At 62.8% G+C, this 19458-nt stretch carries 14 protein-coding genes and 4 pseudogenes; 8 read left to right on the top strand and 10 right to left on the bottom strand.

What is annotated here, in order from left to right; translation table 11 throughout:
• From K309_RS0129750 to imuA, 3 genes are all read right to left on the bottom strand, one after another.
• Positions 1-892 (bottom strand): PHP domain-containing protein (locus K309_RS0129750; protein WP_029049744.1); only part of this gene is annotated, 892 nt, incomplete at its 3' end.
• 5 nt (positions 893-897) lie between these two features.
• The gene (locus K309_RS0129755; protein WP_029049745.1) at positions 898-2361 is read right to left on the bottom strand and encodes a Y-family DNA polymerase; all 1464 of its coding nucleotides are present in this window, start codon (positions 2359-2361) and stop codon (positions 898-900) included.
• A complete protein-coding gene (imuA, locus tag K309_RS0129760; protein ID WP_029049746.1) occupies positions 2288-2992 on the bottom strand; it encodes a translesion DNA synthesis-associated protein ImuA in 705 nt (234 codons plus the stop codon). Before imuA ends, K309_RS0129755 begins: the two co-directional genes overlap by 74 nt.
• Positions 2993-3290: 298 nt before the next feature.
• Here imuA and K309_RS40615 point away from each other — a divergent pair, with 298 nt between their 5' ends.
• Positions 3291-3641, top strand: coding sequence for a hypothetical protein (locus tag K309_RS40615; RefSeq protein WP_232232547.1), 351 nt, complete (start codon positions 3291-3293; stop codon positions 3639-3641).
• Positions 3642-4621: 980 nt separating this feature from the next.
• On the opposite strand, the gene K309_RS44140 is transcribed toward K309_RS40615, so the two are convergent.
• Both K309_RS44140 and K309_RS0129765 read right to left on the bottom strand, forming a co-directional pair.
• A complete protein-coding gene (locus K309_RS44140) occupies positions 4622-5092 on the bottom strand; it encodes an HNH endonuclease (RefSeq protein WP_084402607.1) in 471 nt (156 codons plus the stop codon).
• Positions 5093-5204: 112 nt separating this feature from the next.
• Positions 5205-5999 (bottom strand): alpha/beta fold hydrolase, encoded by a 795-nt coding sequence (locus K309_RS0129765; protein ID WP_029049747.1) that lies wholly within the window; start codon positions 5997-5999, stop codon positions 5205-5207.
• Positions 6000-6238: 239 nt separating this feature from the next.
• Here K309_RS0129765 and K309_RS0129770 point away from each other — a divergent pair, with 239 nt between their 5' ends.
• Positions 6239-7372 (top strand): ATP-binding protein, encoded by a 1134-nt coding sequence (locus K309_RS0129770; RefSeq protein WP_029049748.1) that lies wholly within the window; start codon positions 6239-6241, stop codon positions 7370-7372.
• 178 nt (positions 7373-7550) lie between these two features.
• Here the strand turns inward: K309_RS0129770 and K309_RS43320 are convergent.
• A pseudogene (locus K309_RS43320) lies at positions 7551-7852 on the bottom strand (translesion DNA synthesis-associated protein ImuA); the annotation flags it as partial.
• Between the two features lie 174 nt (positions 7853-8026).
• Between K309_RS43320 and K309_RS37890 the strand changes: the two are divergent.
• The 5 genes and pseudogenes from K309_RS37890 (at position 8027) to K309_RS42605 (ending at position 12513) form a co-directional block, all read left to right on the top strand.
• Positions 8027-9431: pseudogene (locus K309_RS37890) on the top strand (ISNCY family transposase).
• Between the two features lie 1067 nt (positions 9432-10498).
• Positions 10499-10990, top strand: a complete 492-nt coding sequence (locus tag K309_RS44145) for an MgtC/SapB family protein (RefSeq protein ID WP_369796549.1) — start codon at positions 10499-10501, stop codon at positions 10988-10990.
• A 202-nt stretch (positions 10991-11192) separates the two neighbouring features.
• Positions 11193-11405: pseudogene (locus K309_RS44150) on the top strand (tripartite tricarboxylate transporter substrate-binding protein); the annotation flags it as partial.
• 121 nt (positions 11406-11526) lie between these two features.
• Positions 11527-11946, top strand: a pseudogene (locus K309_RS42600) (MlrC C-terminal domain-containing protein); the annotation flags it as partial.
• Between the two features lie 72 nt (positions 11947-12018).
• On the top strand, positions 12019-12513 hold the full coding sequence (locus tag K309_RS42605; protein ID WP_232232549.1) for a RidA family protein: 495 nt from the start codon (positions 12019-12021) through the stop codon (positions 12511-12513).
• Between the two features lie 906 nt (positions 12514-13419).
• Here K309_RS42605 and K309_RS0129795 read toward each other — a convergent pair.
• The 3 genes from K309_RS0129795 to K309_RS0129805 form a co-directional block, all read right to left on the bottom strand.
• Positions 13420-14844: an amino acid permease gene (locus K309_RS0129795; RefSeq protein WP_029049750.1), complete on the bottom strand. Its 1425-nt coding sequence runs from the start codon at positions 14842-14844 to the stop codon at positions 13420-13422.
• Positions 14845-14945: 101 nt separating this feature from the next.
• Complete coding sequence (locus K309_RS0129800) at positions 14946-15323, bottom strand: Rid family detoxifying hydrolase (RefSeq protein ID WP_029049751.1); 378 nt, start codon at positions 15321-15323, stop codon at positions 14946-14948.
• Positions 15324-15371: 48 nt separating this feature from the next.
• Positions 15372-16625 carry a D-amino acid dehydrogenase gene (locus K309_RS0129805; RefSeq protein ID WP_029049752.1) on the bottom strand — a complete coding sequence of 418 codons (1254 nt, stop codon included), beginning with the start codon at positions 16623-16625 and terminating at the stop codon, positions 15372-15374.
• Positions 16626-16890: 265 nt separating this feature from the next.
• Between K309_RS0129805 and K309_RS0129810 the strand changes: the two genes are divergently transcribed.
• On the top strand, positions 16891-18432 hold the full coding sequence (locus K309_RS0129810; RefSeq protein ID WP_029049753.1) for a sigma 54-interacting transcriptional regulator: 1542 nt from the start codon (positions 16891-16893) through the stop codon (positions 18430-18432).
• 152 nt (positions 18433-18584) lie between these two features.
• Here the strand turns inward: K309_RS0129810 and K309_RS0129815 are convergent.
• Positions 18585-19458: 3-hydroxyacyl-CoA dehydrogenase family protein (locus K309_RS0129815; protein ID WP_029049754.1), on the bottom strand; the 874-nt coding region annotated here is incomplete at its 5' end.

Raw genomic sequence — 19458 nt, forward strand, 5'->3', positions numbered from 1 at the left:
AGCGCAGGTATTCCGCCGGCGTGACGCCGTCCGGCACCAGTTCGTCGGGATATTCGTAGCGCAGTTCGTCCAGCGAGAATTGGCATAGATTGGCGATGTGTACCGATTCGGTCAGGTAGCGGTGGGGATAGATGTTGGCCAGGCGCAGCCGCGAGCGCAGGTGCTGCTCGGCGTTGGGGGCGAGGTGGTAGCCGCAGGCCGACACCGGGCGCCCGATCCGGACCGCGGTCAACACGTCGTGCAAGGGCTTGCGCGAACGCACGTGCAGGTTGACGTGGCCAATGGCGACGAGGCGCAGGTGGTGCCGGGCCGCGGCCGCTTCGACGTTGCCGCGGTGCATGTCATCCATCGGCCGATAGAGCAGGCTCAACCCCATCCAGGCCCGCCCGGCAAAGGTGGCGCTGACCCAGGCGGCCTGGGCCTCGAGTCTTTCGACTGGAGTGTTGTAGTCTGGCGTGAAGACCACCAGGCAGTCGGGCAAGCCCTTCAAATGCTGGTGCGGCGCTTCCGGCATGGCCAGGTCGCGCGGCGTCAGTACGTACGAGCCCTTGGCTGCCCGCATGCGCGCGAGCGTGATCAGCTCACACAGATTGCCGTAGCCCTCGCGGTTGCGGGCCAGCGCCACGAAGGACAGGGCGGGCGAGCCGTCGGCGTTCTGCAGGTGGAACGAAGCGCCGACCACCAGCCGAACGCCGGCCTTCTTCGCCTCGATATGCGCCCGCACGATGCCGGCGAGCGAGCATTCGTCGGTGATGGCCAGCGCGTGATAGCCCAGCTGGGCGGCGCGCTCGGCCAGTTCTTCGGGGCGGGAGGCACCGGACAAGAAGGTGAAATTCGACAGGCAATGCAGCTCCGCATAGGCGGGCAGGCCTGCGCCGGTGATCGCTTCCATCTCGATTAGCCGAAGAGGCCGTGCAGGTACCAGCGCGCCGCGTCGCCCTCGCGGCTGCCCATGCGTTCCTGGAAGATCCAGTAGCAGGTGTGGTCGCGCGCCTCGGCCACGTAGTAGTCGCGCGTGACCAGCTCACCGCCCCACCATCCCGCTTCGATGCGCTCTGGCGGCGAGACCAGATGCAGCGGCGAGCCATAGAACGGCCGGTGGTCGCGCTCAAGCAGCGGTACCGGCTTGCCGAGCAGCCAGGTCGGGCGGGGCAGGGCCGCCGGCAGTGGCGACCGCACCGGCTTCTCGGTCGCCGGTTGCCAGCCGTTGGCCACCTCGGGCCGGTAGTCGGCCTGCAGGCAGGGCAGACGCACGTGATCGGCGCCCAGACGCGCGACCAGCAACTCCAGCAGGCGTGCATGGTCAGCGGGCGTGCCGCCGGGCTCGGGAAAAGGCGAATCACTGGGCGGTGCGACCGGCTCGGTTTCGAGCGCGGACACCGCCACCGCGATCATCGGGGCCTCAACGGTGAGGCGGGCCAGCCGCTCCTTCACCAGGCGCACGAGATGCTCTTCATGCCAGTTGGGCTCGGCGAGCGCGATTTCGAGCTTCGTCGGCGCAACGGCGGCGCGGCCGCGCTCATGGCGCAGTTCGACGCCAAAGCGGCGGATCGCCAGGTGCCTCGCGGTCAGCCAGCCCACCAGCTGCACCAGGAGCCCGCGAACATACAACAGGGCTGCCTCGGCGCTCTCCATCCGGTCCGGCAGGTCCACCGCGGCATCAAAGGCGGGCGGCGCCTCGGCCCAGGTGAAGATTTCCGGGGCTTCGCCGTGCGCCCGGTCCACGGCCGCGACGATGTCGCAGCCGCATCGCCGCTGCAGGCCGGCGCGCGGCAGCCGGCGTAGGTCGCCCAGGGTGCGGCAGCCGAGGCCATCGAGCCATTCGGTGAACGGGCGCGCCTCGGGTAGAACGTCTACCGGCAAGCCAGCGATCCGACGCTGCAGCGAAGGCATCCTCAGGGAAGTGCCGCCGCCGGCGCGGGCCAGCAGCCACGCGCCCTGTGCCGTTGGCGCGCAGCCCGCGACGGCGCTGAACCCCATCGCTTGGACGGTTGCCCGCATCCGGCCGCGTAGCTTGCGCGGCCCGCCAAAGAGCCGAAGCGTGGTGCTGACGTCGATCATGACAGCGGCTTCGTCGGCCGCCACCACGTTCGGCGAATACTGCAGCATCGCCATGGTGACCCGCGCCTGCGCCGCTGCCTCGGCGCAGGCGTCCCGCTCGTACAGAATGGTCTGGGGCGCGATGGTCTGCACGCCGCCGCGGCGCATCTGCAGCTTGACGCCGGCACTGACCGCCAATGGCGAGGCCAGGTGCACGCGTTCGCGCTCGATGACAGCGACGGCCAGCTCAGTGGACCAGCTCGGACGAAAGACTTCGAGCGGCAGGCACGGCAGGCGCAGGCAGATCCAGAGGCGCAGCATGGCGGTACAGCAAAATGGGGGAGGGTTCCAGCGTCAGAAGCAATGGCGACTCCTGCTGTGGCCCGCGGCGCTTCACGAACTGGACCCGGACGCCGCTGGCCGCCGGCTCCAACGCCAGTCGCAACGGCGCGGGCGAGGCGTCCCGTGCGCAGGCGCTTGGGCGCACGACGAAGAACAAGGTGTCCGACGATTGAGCAGCCAGGTGCAGCCGCCGCAGGGCGTCGTTGCGCAGGTGCGACTGCCAGAGGATGAGGACGCCACAAGTACCCGCGCGCAGCATCTGCTCGGCGGCCCACAGGGCGTCGGCCGTGCGCTCGGCGTCGACCCAGAGCAGTTGTTCCGGCGGGATGCCCCAGCTGGCGAGCGCCAGCGTTTGCGGGGCGTGCGGTGGCGTCAGCAGCGCGATCGGGCGTCCGCACCGGGCTGCCAGGGCAGGGCGGAGCAGGCGCAGTTCACCGATCCCGGGCTGGCGCTGGAGCAGTTCCGTCAGGCCGCCGATCGGCCAGCCGCCACCGGGCAATTCGCGGTCCAGCGAGGGATGTCCCGTCGACACGGCGCGCGCGTAGCCGCGGGCTAGCTGCGAGGCGAGCCAGAGCGATGGATGGATGGATTCGGGGGCGACTGTCAGCATGATGGCTCCTGCTCACAGTCTACTGTATATTTATACAGTGGTCACCTGTACAAAAATCGGGTGCCTTTCCGCGCTAATTGGGAGGGCCGGGGAGTGGCGGATTTTGAATTGGAAGCCATGATTGAAATCCTGCCATCTCGCTTAATTTGCGCAGAATGCTGCATTTTAAGTCGCGACATGTGACGTAAGCGCCACAGTTAAATTTCTCCACGGCAACGCTCCCAGCTTCTTCGAAGACTCCACCTGTCCGGGGACCGTCCTGTCAGCGCGGCGCACTTTTTGGGAAAAGGCCACCGCATTGCATGCGGAAGCACACCGCCCAATGGAGACGCCGACGCCACAGTATTTTTCGCGGCACTATTACGACTTCGCCATGCTGTTCGACACCGAGGAAGGGAAGCAGGCCGCAACCGACTTCGGCCTGCTCACACAAGTCGTCACGCACAAAGCAACATTCTTTCGGTCGAACTGGGCGCGTTACGACCTTGCAAAGCCCGGCACCTTACAGTTCATCCGAACACGACGCGCATCAAGGATCTGCGCATTGACTACCGGCCTGGGCCGGCGGCGCGATTTAAAAGCTGTTTGCGGCCCAGGAATCTGGTTGCGCAGGAAGCCTGCAGTTCAATCCTTACCCCGGAGAGAGTGATGGCTGATTTGGAAATTGCGGAGATTTAGAGCCATTGCCGGGTAGGAGTGATAGTCCAGAAGGAATCGCGCCGGTATCAGGCGCCGTCCGACAAGTAAATAAGAGGCCCCTAGCCGATTGGTCGAGGGGCTGTGGCGCTCACAGTATTTCGTAGACCTGTCCTAATATCGACACATGGGTGTCATTTGCACGCATCCCCCCATTCGGATTACCGAACTCGTCGTGGCAGCCGGCGTCGCGCGGGATGGTCTTTCGTTCGCACAGCAGATCGGCTTCACGAGGCCGCCGACAGCCGGCTGGCCATGCCATCCACCCGGGATGTCGCGCGGCCGGTTTCCGTAGGAGAGTTTCGCTCTCGGATCTACCCGTCGCTGCCGTGGATCAGCAGTTCGACCTTTCCCGCTTCGCCTGATCGGCGCCTGCGCGGATCGCATCTTCCCAGCTGGGATATTCTTCCGGATACTCAACCGGCGGGCTCTACGACCGAACCGTTGTCGGTCAGGCACGGTCCGAAAAGAAAAAAGCCCCCGGCCGGAGTGGTCGAGGGCTTGGAGCGGTGCCGGGTGCTCGCAGTGCCGGCGAGGCAATGCTCACATACGCGCTGACTTTTTCACATCCCTCTAATTAGTAGGGGGCTCTTCAGCTTTAGCCCAGTACGCCGACCCGAAGTAATGTGTGAGGCCCCTGTGCCGCGCGCTTCTTCCGCCGAGACGCGACGGCGCGTGGCGTGGCCTAGAGTGCCCAGCGCGGCGGCGATGTACTGCCCGTGGATGCTGCCGAGGATGCCGTTCTCCGAGTGCGGCAGGCTCTCCCATTGGTTTCTGCCGGAAGGTGGCACCGGGCCGCCAGTTTGCTGAAGCGCGAATTAGCCGGACTGCTCCGCAGGCGCCCCTTGCACACAATTCGTGATCTTTCATCCCTACCTCGAAGTGCGACCTGGTTATCGGTGCTCTTGCCTGGCACTGGCTCTTGCCGACCCGTCATGCCGGATACACAAGAGCGAGGCGCTCCAGCATCGCCTTTCTCAACTCACTGGCTTTCGACCCATAGTGCGCCTCTCGGTGATCATTGGGACAGAGTGCAACAACGTTCCGCTCGTTATCGCGCCCATCTTCGCTTAGCGGAATGTCGTGATGCGTTTCTAGAAACAGTGCTCCAGAAGGGAGTAGGAAGCCCCGCTGTTTACAGTGCTCACAGGCCCCGCCTGCGCGACGCAAGACTGAATCGCGTACAAGCCGACTTCTTTCGTATTCGTTACGAGTAGCTTCGCGCCTGGTTGTTCCGCCTTCGTCATGCACGGTGTATTGGTCAACATAGCGTTCCGATGAGGATGCTATGCCATGACCCGCCTCCGACTGGGTGCTCGGTGGAAAGGTCCACCCTGGCGGAGGAGTAAGGCGAAAGCTGCCACGCAGTTGTTCGAATTTCCGTTCGCGACCCGTCACGGTCATTCGCGGATGGGTACGCGACCGAACCAGCCAGCCACAGGTTCTTGGCAAGATAAGGGCCAGTTCGCACCGGCTTTTTGACAGGCGCCGGCCTTGCGTTAGAGCGCCAAGCTGGTCATCGTTCGTGCTTGGCGACGAAGGCCTCTACGGTTTCGTGCAGTAGCTCAGGCTTCTCAATGAAGATGAAGTGACCACCGTCCAGAATGGCAAACTCGGCGCCTGGAATCCGCGCTGCAAGTTCCGCTGAGAAGTACGGTGGGGCGCAGAAGTCGCGCTCGCCAACCAACACCAGCGTCGGCGTCAAGATCGACGGAAGATCATCGAAGGCGTCGTGCTCCACGATCATGTTGATCCGGGCAAAGCCGATCTCCGGTTCGAATGTGCCCGCCGCTGTCGTGTTCACCCACGCCTGCACCAGCTCGGGGTGCTCGCGCGTGAATCTCGGGTCGAAGAGGAATAGCGAGTTGGCCTCGGTGGACGCGCGCAGGCCGGAGTCGGTCAGCATACGTCGCCGCATTTGGAACTGGCGGCGGTAGAACGCGTCCGCGCGTGCAATCGAAGAGACAATGGTCGCGCTCCGCAATAGTTCGCGGTGATTGATCGCCAGCAACTGCGCGATGGCGCCCCCGGTCGAAGAGCCGACCACGTGGACCGGACCGCAACCGACCGCCTCGATGACCCGAGCCATGTCTCGCGCGTGTTGCGTAATCGTCATGTCGCGCGAGGTATGCTCGGACGCGCCAGTGCCGCGGTGATCAGGAACAATCACTTGGTGATGCGCGGCGAACAGATCGATCTGTGGGCCCCAAGATGCGCCCAGTCCCGCAAGCCCCGCCAGAAGGAGCACTGGCGAGCCTTGCCCCTTGACCTCGTAGTGGATCGATACACCGTCGGACGTTACGTTTGGCACTTTGCTTCTCCGGTTCAGAGCAATGCAAAAAAGGCTCGAACGCGACGAAGATCGCGCCGTTGAGATTGATACTAGTGCCGCAATGCTTGCCTGAGGAGTGCTGCGCGCCAGGCGTGCCCGTCCAGGGCGATGGCGGCCTACCAGAGCGAGCGACACTGGACAGTTGGGAAACACCCTATGCGAGTGGCTGTCCTCGTTGTATCATAAGTTCTCAAAGATTTTGAGAATTCTCGAAATTCATGAGAGCAAATGAGAACCTGCCGGATCCTTGGCACTTTGCCCGCCCAGACCTTGCGAAGGCCTATTTGCAAGCGTTTGACTTGAAACTTTCCGCGGCGCGCGGGCTGTTCGCTCGACGGCGGATGGGCAAGACTGAGTTCCTGCGACGAGACCTGATGCCAGAGGCTGTTACCAAAGGCTACCTGACAGCGTACACGAACCTATGGGATAACCGTACCTCGCCTGAAACGGCCCTTGTTACGGCACTTACTGAAACCCTGGAGCCCAAAGGAGCGGCCGCGCTCCTCTCCAAGCTACGCACACCGGTTAAGAAAGTGAAGGCCAGCGCAAAACTTGCCGGTGCGATAGAGGGGTCGTTGGAGGCCGAGTTAGGAAAGCCAGGCGTAGATCGGACTGTGGCACTCCATGAAGTATTAAAGCGGATTGATCGCGCCAAGAAGCCGCTGCTTCTCGTGATTGACGAAGCGCAGGTTCTGGCCGGGGCGGATCACAGCGATTTCGCCCACGCGCTCCGCGCAGCGCTTGATATCCGGAAGGATCGTGTCAAAGTCATCTTTGCCGGTAGCTCTGAGACCACCCTTCGCGCCATGTTCGCCCGGGCCTCGGAGCCTTTCTACAACTGGGCACCTCTGGAGCCCTTTCCCTTGTTAGGGGACGAGTTCGTTGCTTTCACAGTCGAGCTCCTGAACAGCATGGCGCGCCAAAAGCTGACCCTTGAGCAGGGCAGACACGCCTTTGACGAATTGCACCGCACCCCCGAGTTCTTCAAGCGGTTCATCGAACGGTACATGCTCTATCAACCCCAAGGCGAAGCCGCTGCGCTGGCTTACACAAAGTCCTCAGTATTCTCGGACGAGCATTCGCTTACCCAGTGGCGCGAAATGAAGCCTGCTGACCGCGCCATCTTGTACCTGCTGGCACGAGGCGAATCGGACCTGCACTCCAGTGCCACATTGGAAAAGTTGGGCATCATGTTAGGTAAGCCTGCCACTCGGAACACTACCGGTCACGCGTTACGACGGTTGTTGGCTGCAACGGTTATTACCCGACTGGCTATGGGAGATTATCGGATCGAAGACGAGGCATTTGCCGATTGGATCCGCAAGCGCCCAGAGCCCACATCGGACGCCTAAGCGTTCGCTGCATCATTGTTAGTCGGAAGCGAGACTTTTGCTGACTTTGGGCCCCCGTGCCAGCGCATTCAAAAGCGCTTGCTCATGGGTCCTCCAGGTGTTGGTAGCGTGACAGGCTTTCAAGTATGAAAGTCCGTAACGGGACCAGACGTGTCGCATACCGCGCGTCAACGCGCCCAGCGGCCAGGTGCAGCCGCCGCAGGGCGTCGTTGCGCAGGTGCGACTGCCAGAGGATGAGGACGCCACAAGTACCCGCGCGCAGCATCTGCTCGGCGGCCCACAGGGCGTCGGCCGTGCGCTCGGCGTCGACCCAGAGCAGTTGTTCCGGCGGGATGCCCAGCTGGCGAGCGCCAGCGTTTGCGGGGCGTGCGGTGGCGTCAGTAGCGCGATCGGGCGTCCGCACCGGGCTGCCAGGGCAGGGCGGAGCAGGCGCAGTTCACCGATCCCGGGCTGGCGCTGAAGCAGTTCCGTCAGGCCGCCGATCCTCGCCCACATTGTTATATTGCATACCAATTTAACATAAAACTAATTATGCGCAACGAATTTGTAGCAGCAAAGCGGTAATGTCCGGTTTTAGCAAAGCAGAAATGTCCGCCTGAGGCGCTCTTCATGGTATTCAGCCTGCCCGGTTGAATGCAGAGAGAACGCCAGGCGATGGCTAAATCCGACGTCATTACAGTAAGCATGCGAGAGTTAGACAGGCTCAAGACCGTCCAGGCGGTCGTGGATGGTCAGTTGCGACCCGGCGTGGCCGCAGAACGGTTGCAGATCACCGACCGGCAGTTCCGGCGGTTGCTGGAGCGCTATCGGCAGGAAGGACCGTCTGGACTGGTCTCCCGCAAGCGCGGCCGGCCCGCCAACAACCGCCTATCGGCCGATCGTGAGGCCGCAGCGCTTGACCTGATCCGCGAGCATTACGCCGACTTTGGCCCGACCCTGGCCGCCGAGAAGCTGCGCGAGCGTCATGGGCTGACGCTGTCCAAGGAAACGATTCGCCGGCTGATGACGGTGGCCGGACTGTGGGTGCCACGCAAACAGCGCCCGCCGAAGGTCTACCAGCCTCGTAACCGGCGCGCCTGCTATGGCGAACTGATCCAGATTGACGGCAGCGATCACCGCTGGTTTGAGGAGCGCGCGCCAGCCTGCACGCTGCTGGTCTATGTCGACGATGCCACCAGCCGGATCATGGAACTGCGCTTCACTCATTCGGAATCCACGTTCACATACTTTGCGGCGACGCGTGCCTATCTGGATGGAGCGCCACGGCAAGCCGGTGGCGTTTTACAGCGACAAGGCGAGCGTATTCCGCGTCAACAAGCCGAACGCGGCCGGCGGCGACGGACATACCCAGTTTGCCCGGGCCCTATTTGAGCTGAACATTGAGGGCATCTGCGCCAACAGCAGCCAAGCCAAGGGCCGCGTCGAACGGGCCCACCAGACCCTGCAGGACCGCTTGGTCAAGGAACTGCGGTTGCGTGGCGTCAGCACTATGGAGGCCGCCAACGCCTTCATGCCCGAATTCATCGCAGACTACAACGCACGATTCGCCAAGGCGCCGCGCAATGACCACAACGCCCATCGGCCACTGCGTCCAGACGAGAACCTGAAACTGATCTTCACCTGGCGCGAACCGCGCTGCGTATCCAAAAGCCTGACGATCCAGTACGACAAAATCCTCTATCTGCTGGCGGATACACCCGAGCATCGGAAACTGGCCGGTCGCTATATCGATGTCTATCACTATCCGGACGGCAGGATCGAGCCACGCGCGAACGGCGCTGCCCTGCCCTATACCATCTACGACCGGCTATCGGAGATCGATCAGGGCGCGATTGTGGACAACAAGCGGCTCGGAGCTGTGTTGCAGATAGCGCAATACGTTCAGGAGAAGCGCGACAATACGCGGTCACTATCCGTGCCAGGAACGGAGGGAGTTCCCCGCAAGCGTGGACGGCCGCCCGGCAAGAAGTCCCAGCGGTCCCTGGGCCAGAACGATATGTTGGAAGCTCTGCAACGCTTACAGCAGCAGCCGTGGCCGCTTAACGGCACCGAGAACTGAACCCAGCTTGCTACTGGAATTCAAATCCGCTCCGCCGGCATGACAGCTTCACCCTGAGCTAGATTCAATCGTGTCAGGCCAGCACCACCGCCTTACGGGAAACCCGGAAAACTGACCAAGCAAGTTGAAGCCTGACCGGACATTTTATCTTTGCTGGCGCCCGGACATTTCAACTTTGCCTGGACAGCAAAGAAGCGCTGATCTGGTGTTATGTTAAATGCTAGTTTTTGCGGGCATCTCCTCCTGTTGCGTTGATTCGCCACTCGCGTTCCGAACGTATAACGCCATATTAGCCATCCCTTCTCAGAGCAACTGCCCATGCTGGCGGAGGACAGGCGAAAAAAGCCCGAATCCCATAACTGAGAACGATTACGGCTAACTGTAATAAGAGCTATTTACTTTTCGTGCCTAGAAACCGATTAAAACTCAGCCGTTGATGCGTCGGCTTGCCCGGCCTTGCCGCTGTGGCCGGCCGTAACGTTGATACTTCCGCCACTCGACGCGTCCGGCCGGTTGCAAGAGGACCCACACGACTTTTCTTCGGTTTGTGTGCCGATGGCTTTGGGGGTTTCGCGGCCGAACGGCGCGCCTCCGGCGGGTTCCAGACTTCTATGTAGCGCTCGCCGGCCAGCGCCGAGGTTGCCAGTATCATCGTTACCAGGCCGACCAGTAGCTCTTTGGACAATCTCGTCTCCGCATTGTGTTGTCGCGACCGGAGCGAGTCCCGCTTTTGGCCGCGGCGTATTCTCGCACACCGTCCCTGAGCCCAATGCGGGGGGCCGTCGAACGCGACCGTCTGTTGGTGCCCGACCGGAGACCGTCCGTTCAACCCGAGGCAGCGCCGGCGCGCGCGGTTGGAGCGGGCTGTGGCCACGACTCAGTACGATTCTGCCCTACCAACTGATCGCGACGCCGCCCTTCGCAGCTGGAGCACGCGCGTTGCCTGTGCTAAGCAAGCAGCGCGACGTCGCCTGCTGATCGCAGCTCATACAACGGCCGCGCCGCGGGCATGCGGACCTACGGGCTCGTGTGCATGGCGTCGACTGCGCTGACCGTCTTCGTCGGCTATGCGCTGGTTTGGCGGTGTCGCGGAGCACAGCACCGACCCTACACGGGGCGTGCAGGGCGTGGTGACAGGAGTCGGTTTCCTGTATGCGGGCGTCATCATGAAGGACGGCCTGAGCATCAGCGGCCTGACCACCGCGGCCTCCATCTCGGCCGCCTCGGCCGTGGGCGTGCTGCTCGGAGTCGAGTTCTACGCCGCGGCACTGCTGCTGGCGATGCTGTGCATGTTGTCGATGTCGCTGCTGCATCGTCTCGAAGTCAAGCTGCCCGGACGCGCGACGCTCGATGTCTCGTTGACCTTCCGGGTAGGCCCGCCGGACCTTGACGTGTTGGCCAGGGCTCCAGAAGCCCGCGGATATCATCTGTTGCGGCTGAAGACCTCCGCGTTGCCCGCAGGGCAACGATCTCGTGCAAAGATTGCTGTTCCTCGAACGAATATTCCAGCCAACAATCCCCCTCGCAACAGGTTCTCGCATGTGTGCGAGAAGATCTAAGAAAGTGGAGGACGACATGCAAGACCGAGAATTATCCCCCGTCAAACGCTGGATGACACTGAGTGCCGCCATCCTGGGATTGACGCTGACCAGCGCACCAGCATCCGCTGCCGACACCTTTCCCTCCAAGCCGATATCGATGCTGGTTGCATTCCCTCCGGGGGGGCCCGCTGATGTTCTGGCGCGGGCCATGCAACCGGCGATGGCCAAGGCGCTCGGCCAGCCCGTGGTCATCGAGAATCTGCCCGGCGCCGGCGGCGCGCTGGCAGTGCAGCGGCTGCTGAGCCGACCGGCCGACGGCTACACGCTGATCATGGGCTCGCCCAACGAGGCAATCCTGACGCCGCTGGCGCTCGCCAGCGCCAGGTACAAGTCGGAGGAGCTGGCCCTGCTGGCGCCGGTCTCGAACCACCCGCTCGTCGTGATGACGCGCAGCGACCTGCCGTACAGCTCGCTCGAACAGATCATCGCGGCCAGTGATCCTTGCGGACACGCAGGACAACCCGGGCGTCGGCGGCGATGGCAACACCATGGGCATGCTGCGTGCGCTACTCAAGGCCGGCGCGCAGGACGCCGCGATCGGGATCATCTGCGATCCCGCCGCGGCCGAGGCCGCGCACCGGGCTGGAGTTGGCGCGGGGATCGATATCGCGCTTGGCGGCTGCCCACAGGTGAGCGAAGATGCCCCGCTGCGGGCGACCTTCGAGGTGGAGGCACTGTCCGATGGCAAGTTCGTCTACGGCGGACCGATGATGCATGGCAAGGCTGCCGACATGGGACCAATGGCGCGGCTGCGGCTCGACGGCGTGCTCGTTGCCGTCAGCTCGACCAAGGCACAGCTGCTCGACCGCAACATGTACCGCGCGGTCGGCATCGAACCGGCGGGGATGAAGATTCTCGTGAACAAGAGCTCGGTGCATTTCCGCGCCGACTTCGCCGCGATCGCGGAAGACATTTTCGTGGTGCGTGCGCCCGGTCCGTTCATCGCCGATCCGGCGGACCTGCGATGGCGGCATCTCAAGCCCGGCATGCGCCTGAAACCGAACGGTCCTGCGTTCGCGCCGGCGCCACGAATCTACGACAAGCTTGCGCAGCTTGGTATCGAACTGCCCACGGCTTCGGCCCCGGCGGCGGCCTATGTGCCAAGCGTGCGGTCCGGCAAGCTGATCCACGTGTCCGGCCATCTCTCCCGCGTCGATGGGCAGGTTCGGACCGGCCGCTTTGGCGACGATCTGCGCACCGCCGACGGTGTCGCGGCGGCCCGCCTGGTTGCCATCGACTTGCTCGCGACGCTGCACGCCGCCACCGGCGATCTCGATTCGATCGTGCGGGTCGTCAAGCTCACCAGCCTCGTCCATTCGACAGCGGACTTCACCGAGCAGCACCTCGTGACCAATGGCGCCAGCGATCTGCTCGCCGCGGTGTTTGGCACGCGCGGCCAGCACGCGCGCAGCGCGTTCGGCGTGTCGCAGTTGCCGCTCGGTGCCTGCCTGGAAATCGAACTGATCGTCGAGGTCGCCTGATTCCATGTCGGAAGATTCTGCGAAGAACCGCTACACAACTGTCGCAGGGCTAATAAATGAACGACGTTCCTAAACCAATTGCCCGCCCGCAAGCTCGATGGACGAGCGACGGCTGTACTTCCGGAAACGGACATTGTAGCGGTCAAGGTTCGAACGGCGGCGCAGGTTCGCAATGAGACGACCAGTTAGGCAACGGGCGAGGTCTTACCGTTTATCGCCTGTAGCTAGCATCGACCATGCCCATAGGTTCACTATCATGAAACTATGGGCATGGCGATTGCCCGACGGCTCATGCCATGCTCTGCAAGGCTTTGTTATTAGGGTTTATAGTCACCCTGTCTCCTCCCTTTCACCGAAGGGATTTCGGCCCGCTCTTGCAGCGGGCTGTTCTTTTTTCGTTTGAGGTCTTCACCCAGCATTGGCGCGTGCTGGCATCTGGACGGGCGCAGGGATCTACTGGCATTGCCTGGAGGGACGCCAAACGAAAGGTAATCAGGGGGGGATGATGCTCGCCCAAAATCCGGCGTTCCCTCGGGAAGCGGACAGCCGCCCGCGTTACACCGGCAGAGAGTTGAACCGCCGGCCGCATTGAGATTCGCCGAACTCAGGATTCCCGACAGCGAGCACGCGGCCGCGTGCCAGCCTCTAACAGCCAAACTGCCTGCCAGAACCCCTGCAGCACCTTGGCGGGCGGGAGACCGCGCGGTCTCCAGATCGCTGGCGTTCCTCCCTCCGACCTCAACTACGCGGCTTGCAAGAGCATCAGAATGTCGTTGGGGTTGAAAAGGACCTCTTTCATTGTGTGCGACGTGGAAGTTCAGCGGACATGGCTCACCCCTTCTGCCCCCGGGGCGCGGTGACACGCCCCGGAGTCTTGGGGCCGACGGGGCCGAGCCGTAGACAGTGTTAGGGAGCCTTGTTGGCCGTGGCGGGGACCAAGGACGAATTCGTGCCTCCCGCGAACCGGTAGCCGATGCCCAGCAATGCAAACCAGATCGGAGCAACGTATACGGCCACACGGGTTTCGGGCGCGAGGGCGAGCGATGCCGAAACGGCAAGCATGAAGGCCAACACCAGCCAGTTTGCCACCGGCGCGCCCGGCATCCGGAAACCCACTGCCTTTGCCTGCCCCGCGGCCACGGCTTTCCGATAGCCGAGGTGGGCGATCATGATGATCGACCACGTCCACAACGCGCTCACCAAGGAGATGCTGGTGATCCAGACGAAGGCCTTCTCCGGCACCACATAGTTGAGTACTACCCCCACGCCCATCAGGATCGCGGAGAAGGTGATGGCCGTGGCCGGAACGTGATTGGCGTTGACTCGGGCAAAGGCCTTGGGCGCCTGACGGAACTGGGCGAGTGTGTAAAGCATGCGCCCGGTGCTAAAGATGCCGCTGTTGCAGGAGGACGCGGCGGCGGTGATTACGACGAAGTTGACCACGCTCGCGGCGCCGGGGATGCCCATTTTCTCGAACAGGAACACGAAGGGGCTGACGCCGGGCTTCAGTTCGGTCCATGGCACCAGGGACATCATCACCAGCAGCGCTCCAATGTAGAAGATCAAGATGCGCCATACCACGCTGTTGGTGGCTTGGGGCAGTACGTTCTCAGGATTTTGCGCCTCGCCCGCGGTGACGCCGATCAGTTCCACGCCCTGGAACGCGAACATCACCATCGGGAGCGTGAGTGCGACACCGAGCACGCCAAATGGCATGAAGCCTTGGTTTGCCCACAAATGCGTAACGGTGGCGCTGGCACCCAGGGGCGTGGCCCCAAAGAGGAGAATCGCCAGGCCGATTCCGATCATGGCGACAAGCATCACGATCTTGATGAGCGCGAACCAGAACTCCAACTCGCCAAAGACAGCTACTGCAATCCGATTAGCGAAATAGAGTACCAACAGGGTGGCAAGCGCCGGGATCCACTGCGGAATGTCTGGAAACCAGTAATGCACGTAGACGGCGACCGCCGTAATTTCGGCCATTCCGATGGTGATCCACATGAACCAGTAGGACCATCCCGTAGCAAACCCGGCGAACGGTCCGACGAATTCCTCCGCGTAGGAGGCGAAGGATCCCGCCACCGGTCGGTACATCAACAGCTCGCCGAGCGCGCGCATGATGAAAAAGATCACGATGCCGCCGATGGCGTAGCTGAGTATCAGGCCGGGCCCGGCGATGCTGATGGCGCGCCCGGCGCCAAGAAAAAGCCCGACGCCGATTGCCCCACCCAAGGCAATCATCTGAATGTGCCGGCTTTTCAAGCCGCGGCGGAGATCTTGCTCCTCGTGGCGGCGCTCTTCGGCGAGCATGGTGTCGATTCTGGACATGACTATTGTCTCCTCACGGCTTACCCGTGCTGCGTTTGTCTGTGTTATGTAAATGTGTCTTGGCTGCGCCCACCATCAAGGCCGGCGGGGCGGGAAAGGCGTCATGCTTGGCGGCGGGCGACTGCGTTGATTTCAACGCGGGCCCCAACAGGCAGCGCGGCGACCTGAATGGTGGTTCGTGCCGGACGGTGCAGGCCAAAGCGCTGCGCGAAAACCTCATTCATCTCGGCGAATTCTCCGAGGTCGGTCATGAATACGGTCACCGAAACGACGCCGGCCAAGGAACTGCCAGCTTCAATCAGAACGGCCTCCAGGTTGTTTAATACCTGTTCTGTCTGGTCCTTGATGCTTCCGACTACGTTGGCGCCGCTAGCCGTCAGCGGAATCTGCCCGGACGTGAATATCCAGTCGTCACTGGCGATGGCCTGAGAGTATGGTCCGATGGCTCGCGGCGCTTCGCGGCTGGAAATGACCTGCATCTTGCTGCCTCCTTGTTAGCGATAGGATGTTTCGGGGGAAAGGGGCGATCAGGCGTAGCGCGCCACGCTCAGATCGTTGACGGGGATTTCGGGGAGCCTGCCGCTGACCAGGTCGGCGATCACCCGACCGGTGCCCGCCGCCATGGTCCAGCCAAGCGTCCCGTGACCGGTGCTGAGGTACAGGTTCGGGTGTGAAGTCTTGCCAATGATCGGCGTGCCGTCGGGGGTCATGGGGCGCAGACCCGTCCAGAACTCTGCATGCTTGAGGTCTCCTCCGCGGGGAAAGAGATCTGCCACAACGAACTCGAGAGTCCGGCGGCGAGCGGCGGCCAGACTCAGGTCAAAGCCGGAAAGCTGGGCGGTGCCGCCCACCCGAATGCGATCGCCCAGGCGGGTGACGGCGACCTTGTGGGTTTCGTCCATGATTGTGGACTCCGGCGCCATCGCGGCGTCGGCAATTGGCACAGTAATCGAGTATCCCTTGACCGGATAAACGGGAATATCGATTCCGACAGGCTTGAGCAATTTGGTGGAATAGCTACCCAGGGCAAGGATGTATTGGTCCGCACTCAGCACTCCTTGGCTGGTGCGCACGCCGGTAATGCGCGTGCCATCCGATTCGATGCCATGAATGGTGCTATCGAAACGGAAGTCAGCGCCCAGGTCAGCAGCCATCTTCGCCAAACGCTGGGTGAACTTGAAGCAGTCGCCGGTCTCATCGCCGGGCAACCGCAGCGCGCCGACGAACTTCTCCTTCACGGCCGCCAATGCCGGCTCGTATTTGAGGTAGCCGTCACGGTCCAGAATCTGGAAGGGAACCCCGTAGCCTTTGAGAATCTCCACGTCCTTGCCGATGCCGTCGAGTTGCTTCTGGGTACGGAACAACTGAAGGGTCCCCTGCGCCCGCTCGTCGTAGGCAATGCCGGTTTCCTGGCGCAAGCGGCGTAAGCAGTCGCGGCTGTATTCGGCAAGGCGCACCATGCGGCTCTTGTTGAGCTGGTAGCGCGTCTCAGTGCAGTTTCGTAGCATCGAGAAGCACCAGCTCCACATGGCAGGATCGAGCATAGGCTTGACGACCAATGGACTATGTTGCATCAGCATCCATTTGATGGCCTTGACTGGTACCCCCGGCCCGGCCCAGGGCGCCGAATAACCGGGTGAAACTTCGCCCGCATTGGCGTAGCTGGTTTCAAGGGCCGGCCCGGGCTGGCGGTCGACCACGGTGACCTGATGACCGTCGCGGGCGATGTAATAGGCCATGGTGGTCCCAATGACACCACTGCCCATGATTAGAACGCGCATAGCGCTGCTCCCTAGATTGATCCGATCTCGACCCAGCAAGAGGGCCATCCGATTGATGGCTCGCAAAACCCATGCCACAAAAAAACCATTTAAAATCAAATGGTTACATTTTTTTATGCTGCATACATCATATTCGTCTGTATTGATTTCAATACGACGAGCGATCAGGAGGTGATCTCGGGATAGCAAAAATATCTTTTAAAACAGTGACATCAAGCATTTTGTATCCGATACAGTACGGTGTATTCAAACCAATACACGTGCTATGCGCATCGATGTTCAGTTCGCCGACCGAGTCGGAATCGCCCAGGAAGTCCTCGCCAAGCTTGCCGAACGATCTCTCAACGTTACGGCGGTGGAGGTGGATCCGCCCCACATCTTCATTGAGGCACCCGCGCTCGATAAGGAGGGACTCAAGCAGCTTCGCGATTGCTTGCTGGAGGTGGCGGACGTCCTGTCGGTCAGCGTTGTTGCGATGCTGCCGGGCGCCCGGCGCCAGCTCTATCTTGAGGCGCTGCTGGCTTCTCAGGCCGATCCCATGTTCGCAGTCGAGGCCGAGGGCCGGGTGGTACTTGCGAATGGCGCAGCGGTCCACGCAAGCGGCATGAGTGAGGACGAATTGCTGAAGATGGCCATGCAGGATCTGATTGGTGACCCCACGCTTCTTGACGCACTGATCAGTGGCGGCTACCAGCTGCCGGTGCGAGAAGTGGAGATTGACGGGGTCCCCTACATGTTGGAGACGATGCCACTGCATGAGGCCGGCGGCCTCGTCGCTGGCGCGGTGCTGACCCTCCATGCCCCAAGCCGTATCGGCGAGCGCATGAGCGCCCTCGTCAACTATGAGGCCGGGGGCTTTGAAGCCATCGTCGGCAATTCGCCGGAGATCGAGCAACTCAAGCAGCGTGCGGCGCGCATGGCTCCGGTGGATGCCCCCTTGTTGATCACCGGCGAAACCGGCACAGGCAAAGAGCTTCTCGCTCACGCCTGCCACGCAGGAAGCAATCGCAGGACACAGCCCTTCTTTGCCCTTAACTGCGCCGCCCTGCCGGAGAATCTCGCGGAGAGTGAGCTATTCGGTTATGCAGCCGGAGCCTTCACCGGCGCTCTGAAAGGGGGCAAGCCCGGCCTGCTCGAACTCGCCGACGGCGGAACCGTATTCCTCGACGAGGTGGGGGAGATGTCGCTCTACCTTCAGGCCAAGCTCCTGCGCTTTCTGAACGACGGCAGCTTCCGCCGGGTGGGGGGCGACCGGGAGCTCAAGGCCGATGTCCGCATCATCAGCGCCACGCACCGCTCCCTGGAAGCCATGGTGGAAGCCGGGCGTTTTCGCCAGGACTTGCTGTTCCGCCTCAATGTCCTGACGCTCCACATGCCGGCACTGCGGGACCGCCCAGGGGACATCCTGCCCCTGGCCAATCTTTTTCTCGCCCGCGCCATCGCCCAGACCAACCGTCCGGCGATGCGGCTCTCCCAGGCGGCCTGCGCCGCCCTTCTCGCAAGTCCGTGGGTCGGCAACGTGCGGGAGCTGCAAAACGTGGTATTCCGGGCGGTGACCATGGCCGACCGGCCCATCATCCACGCTGAAGACCTGGAACTCGCCCGCGCCGCGAGCCCGGTCGGCCAGAATCCCGACGACGAGATTGCCACCCTGGAGGCAGCACTGGCCGACTACGAAAAGAAGCTGCTGCAGCGTTTGTACCGGGACTTTCCATCTAGCCGCCGCCTGGCCAAGCGACTAGGCGCCTCCCACTCGGCTATTGCGACACGGTTGCGGCGCTACGGCATCTCATCAGCGCGCCCGTAACTCAGCTGGGCTACCCCGTGGGTAGCCGTCCTTATAGATGGGGCGCGTCTTAGCCTGGCGGATGCGGCACGTATTCCGGGTAGGCCAGCGGCTCGGTAACGATCGGATCGCCGGGCGCGTTCTGCGCGCCTGATCAGCAATGGCAAGAGGGGTCATCCTTCCGCCGCCAGCAGCGACAGCCCCAAGCCGGCACGGCGCCACAGCCACGGGCTCGGGCGGTAACGCATGTCGCCGGTCAGCGCTTCCATGTTGCGCAACGTCTCGAGCACCAGGTGCGGGCCGACCGCGTCGCCCAGCGCTAGCGGGCCATTCGGGTAGCCGAGGCCGAGGTTCACGGCAAGGTCGATGTCCGCCGGCGTGGCGATGCGCTGCTGCGCGATATCGCTGGCGATATTGATGATGCAGCAGAGCACGCGCTGGGCGACAAAGCCGGCCGAGTCGCGGATCAGCGTGACCGGCACGCCATCGCTGCCAAAGAGGCCATGCGCGGCGTCACGCGCGGCGGCAATGGTGGCCGGCGTGGTCATCAGCGTGCGGCGCCTGGTGGCCTCGAACGGCAGCAGCGTGTCGATGGCGACGGTGCGGACCGGGTCCAGGCCCTGCTGCAGCGCGCTGGTGGTGGCGTCCAGGCCCAGCGGCGTGACAATGATCAGCGCATCGGCAGACGGCTTGTTGCCGCCTTCCGGAGTCACGCCCAGCGCTCCCAGCAGCTTCGTCACCATGGCGTGGCCGCGCTCGCTGTCGTGGCTCACCCACACGCTCGACGGGCGTACACTCGGCACCACCGCAGCGGCCGGCACTTGCTTCTGGCCATCGGCATAGCGGTAGAAGCCGGCACCGGCCTTGCGGCCGATCAGCCCGCCGACCGCGCGGATCGCGGTGATCGGCGACGGACGGTAGCGCGGCTCCTGGTAGAACTGGTTGTAGATCGACTCCATCACCGGGTGCGACACGTCCAGCCCGGTCAGGTCCATCAGCTCGAACGGGCCCATGCGGAAGCCGGCCTGCTCGCGCATGATGTTGTCG

The sequence above is a fragment of the Cupriavidus phytohabitans genome, from assembly GCF_000426345.1.
Taxonomy (GTDB): Bacteria; Pseudomonadota; Gammaproteobacteria; order Burkholderiales; family Burkholderiaceae; genus Cupriavidus.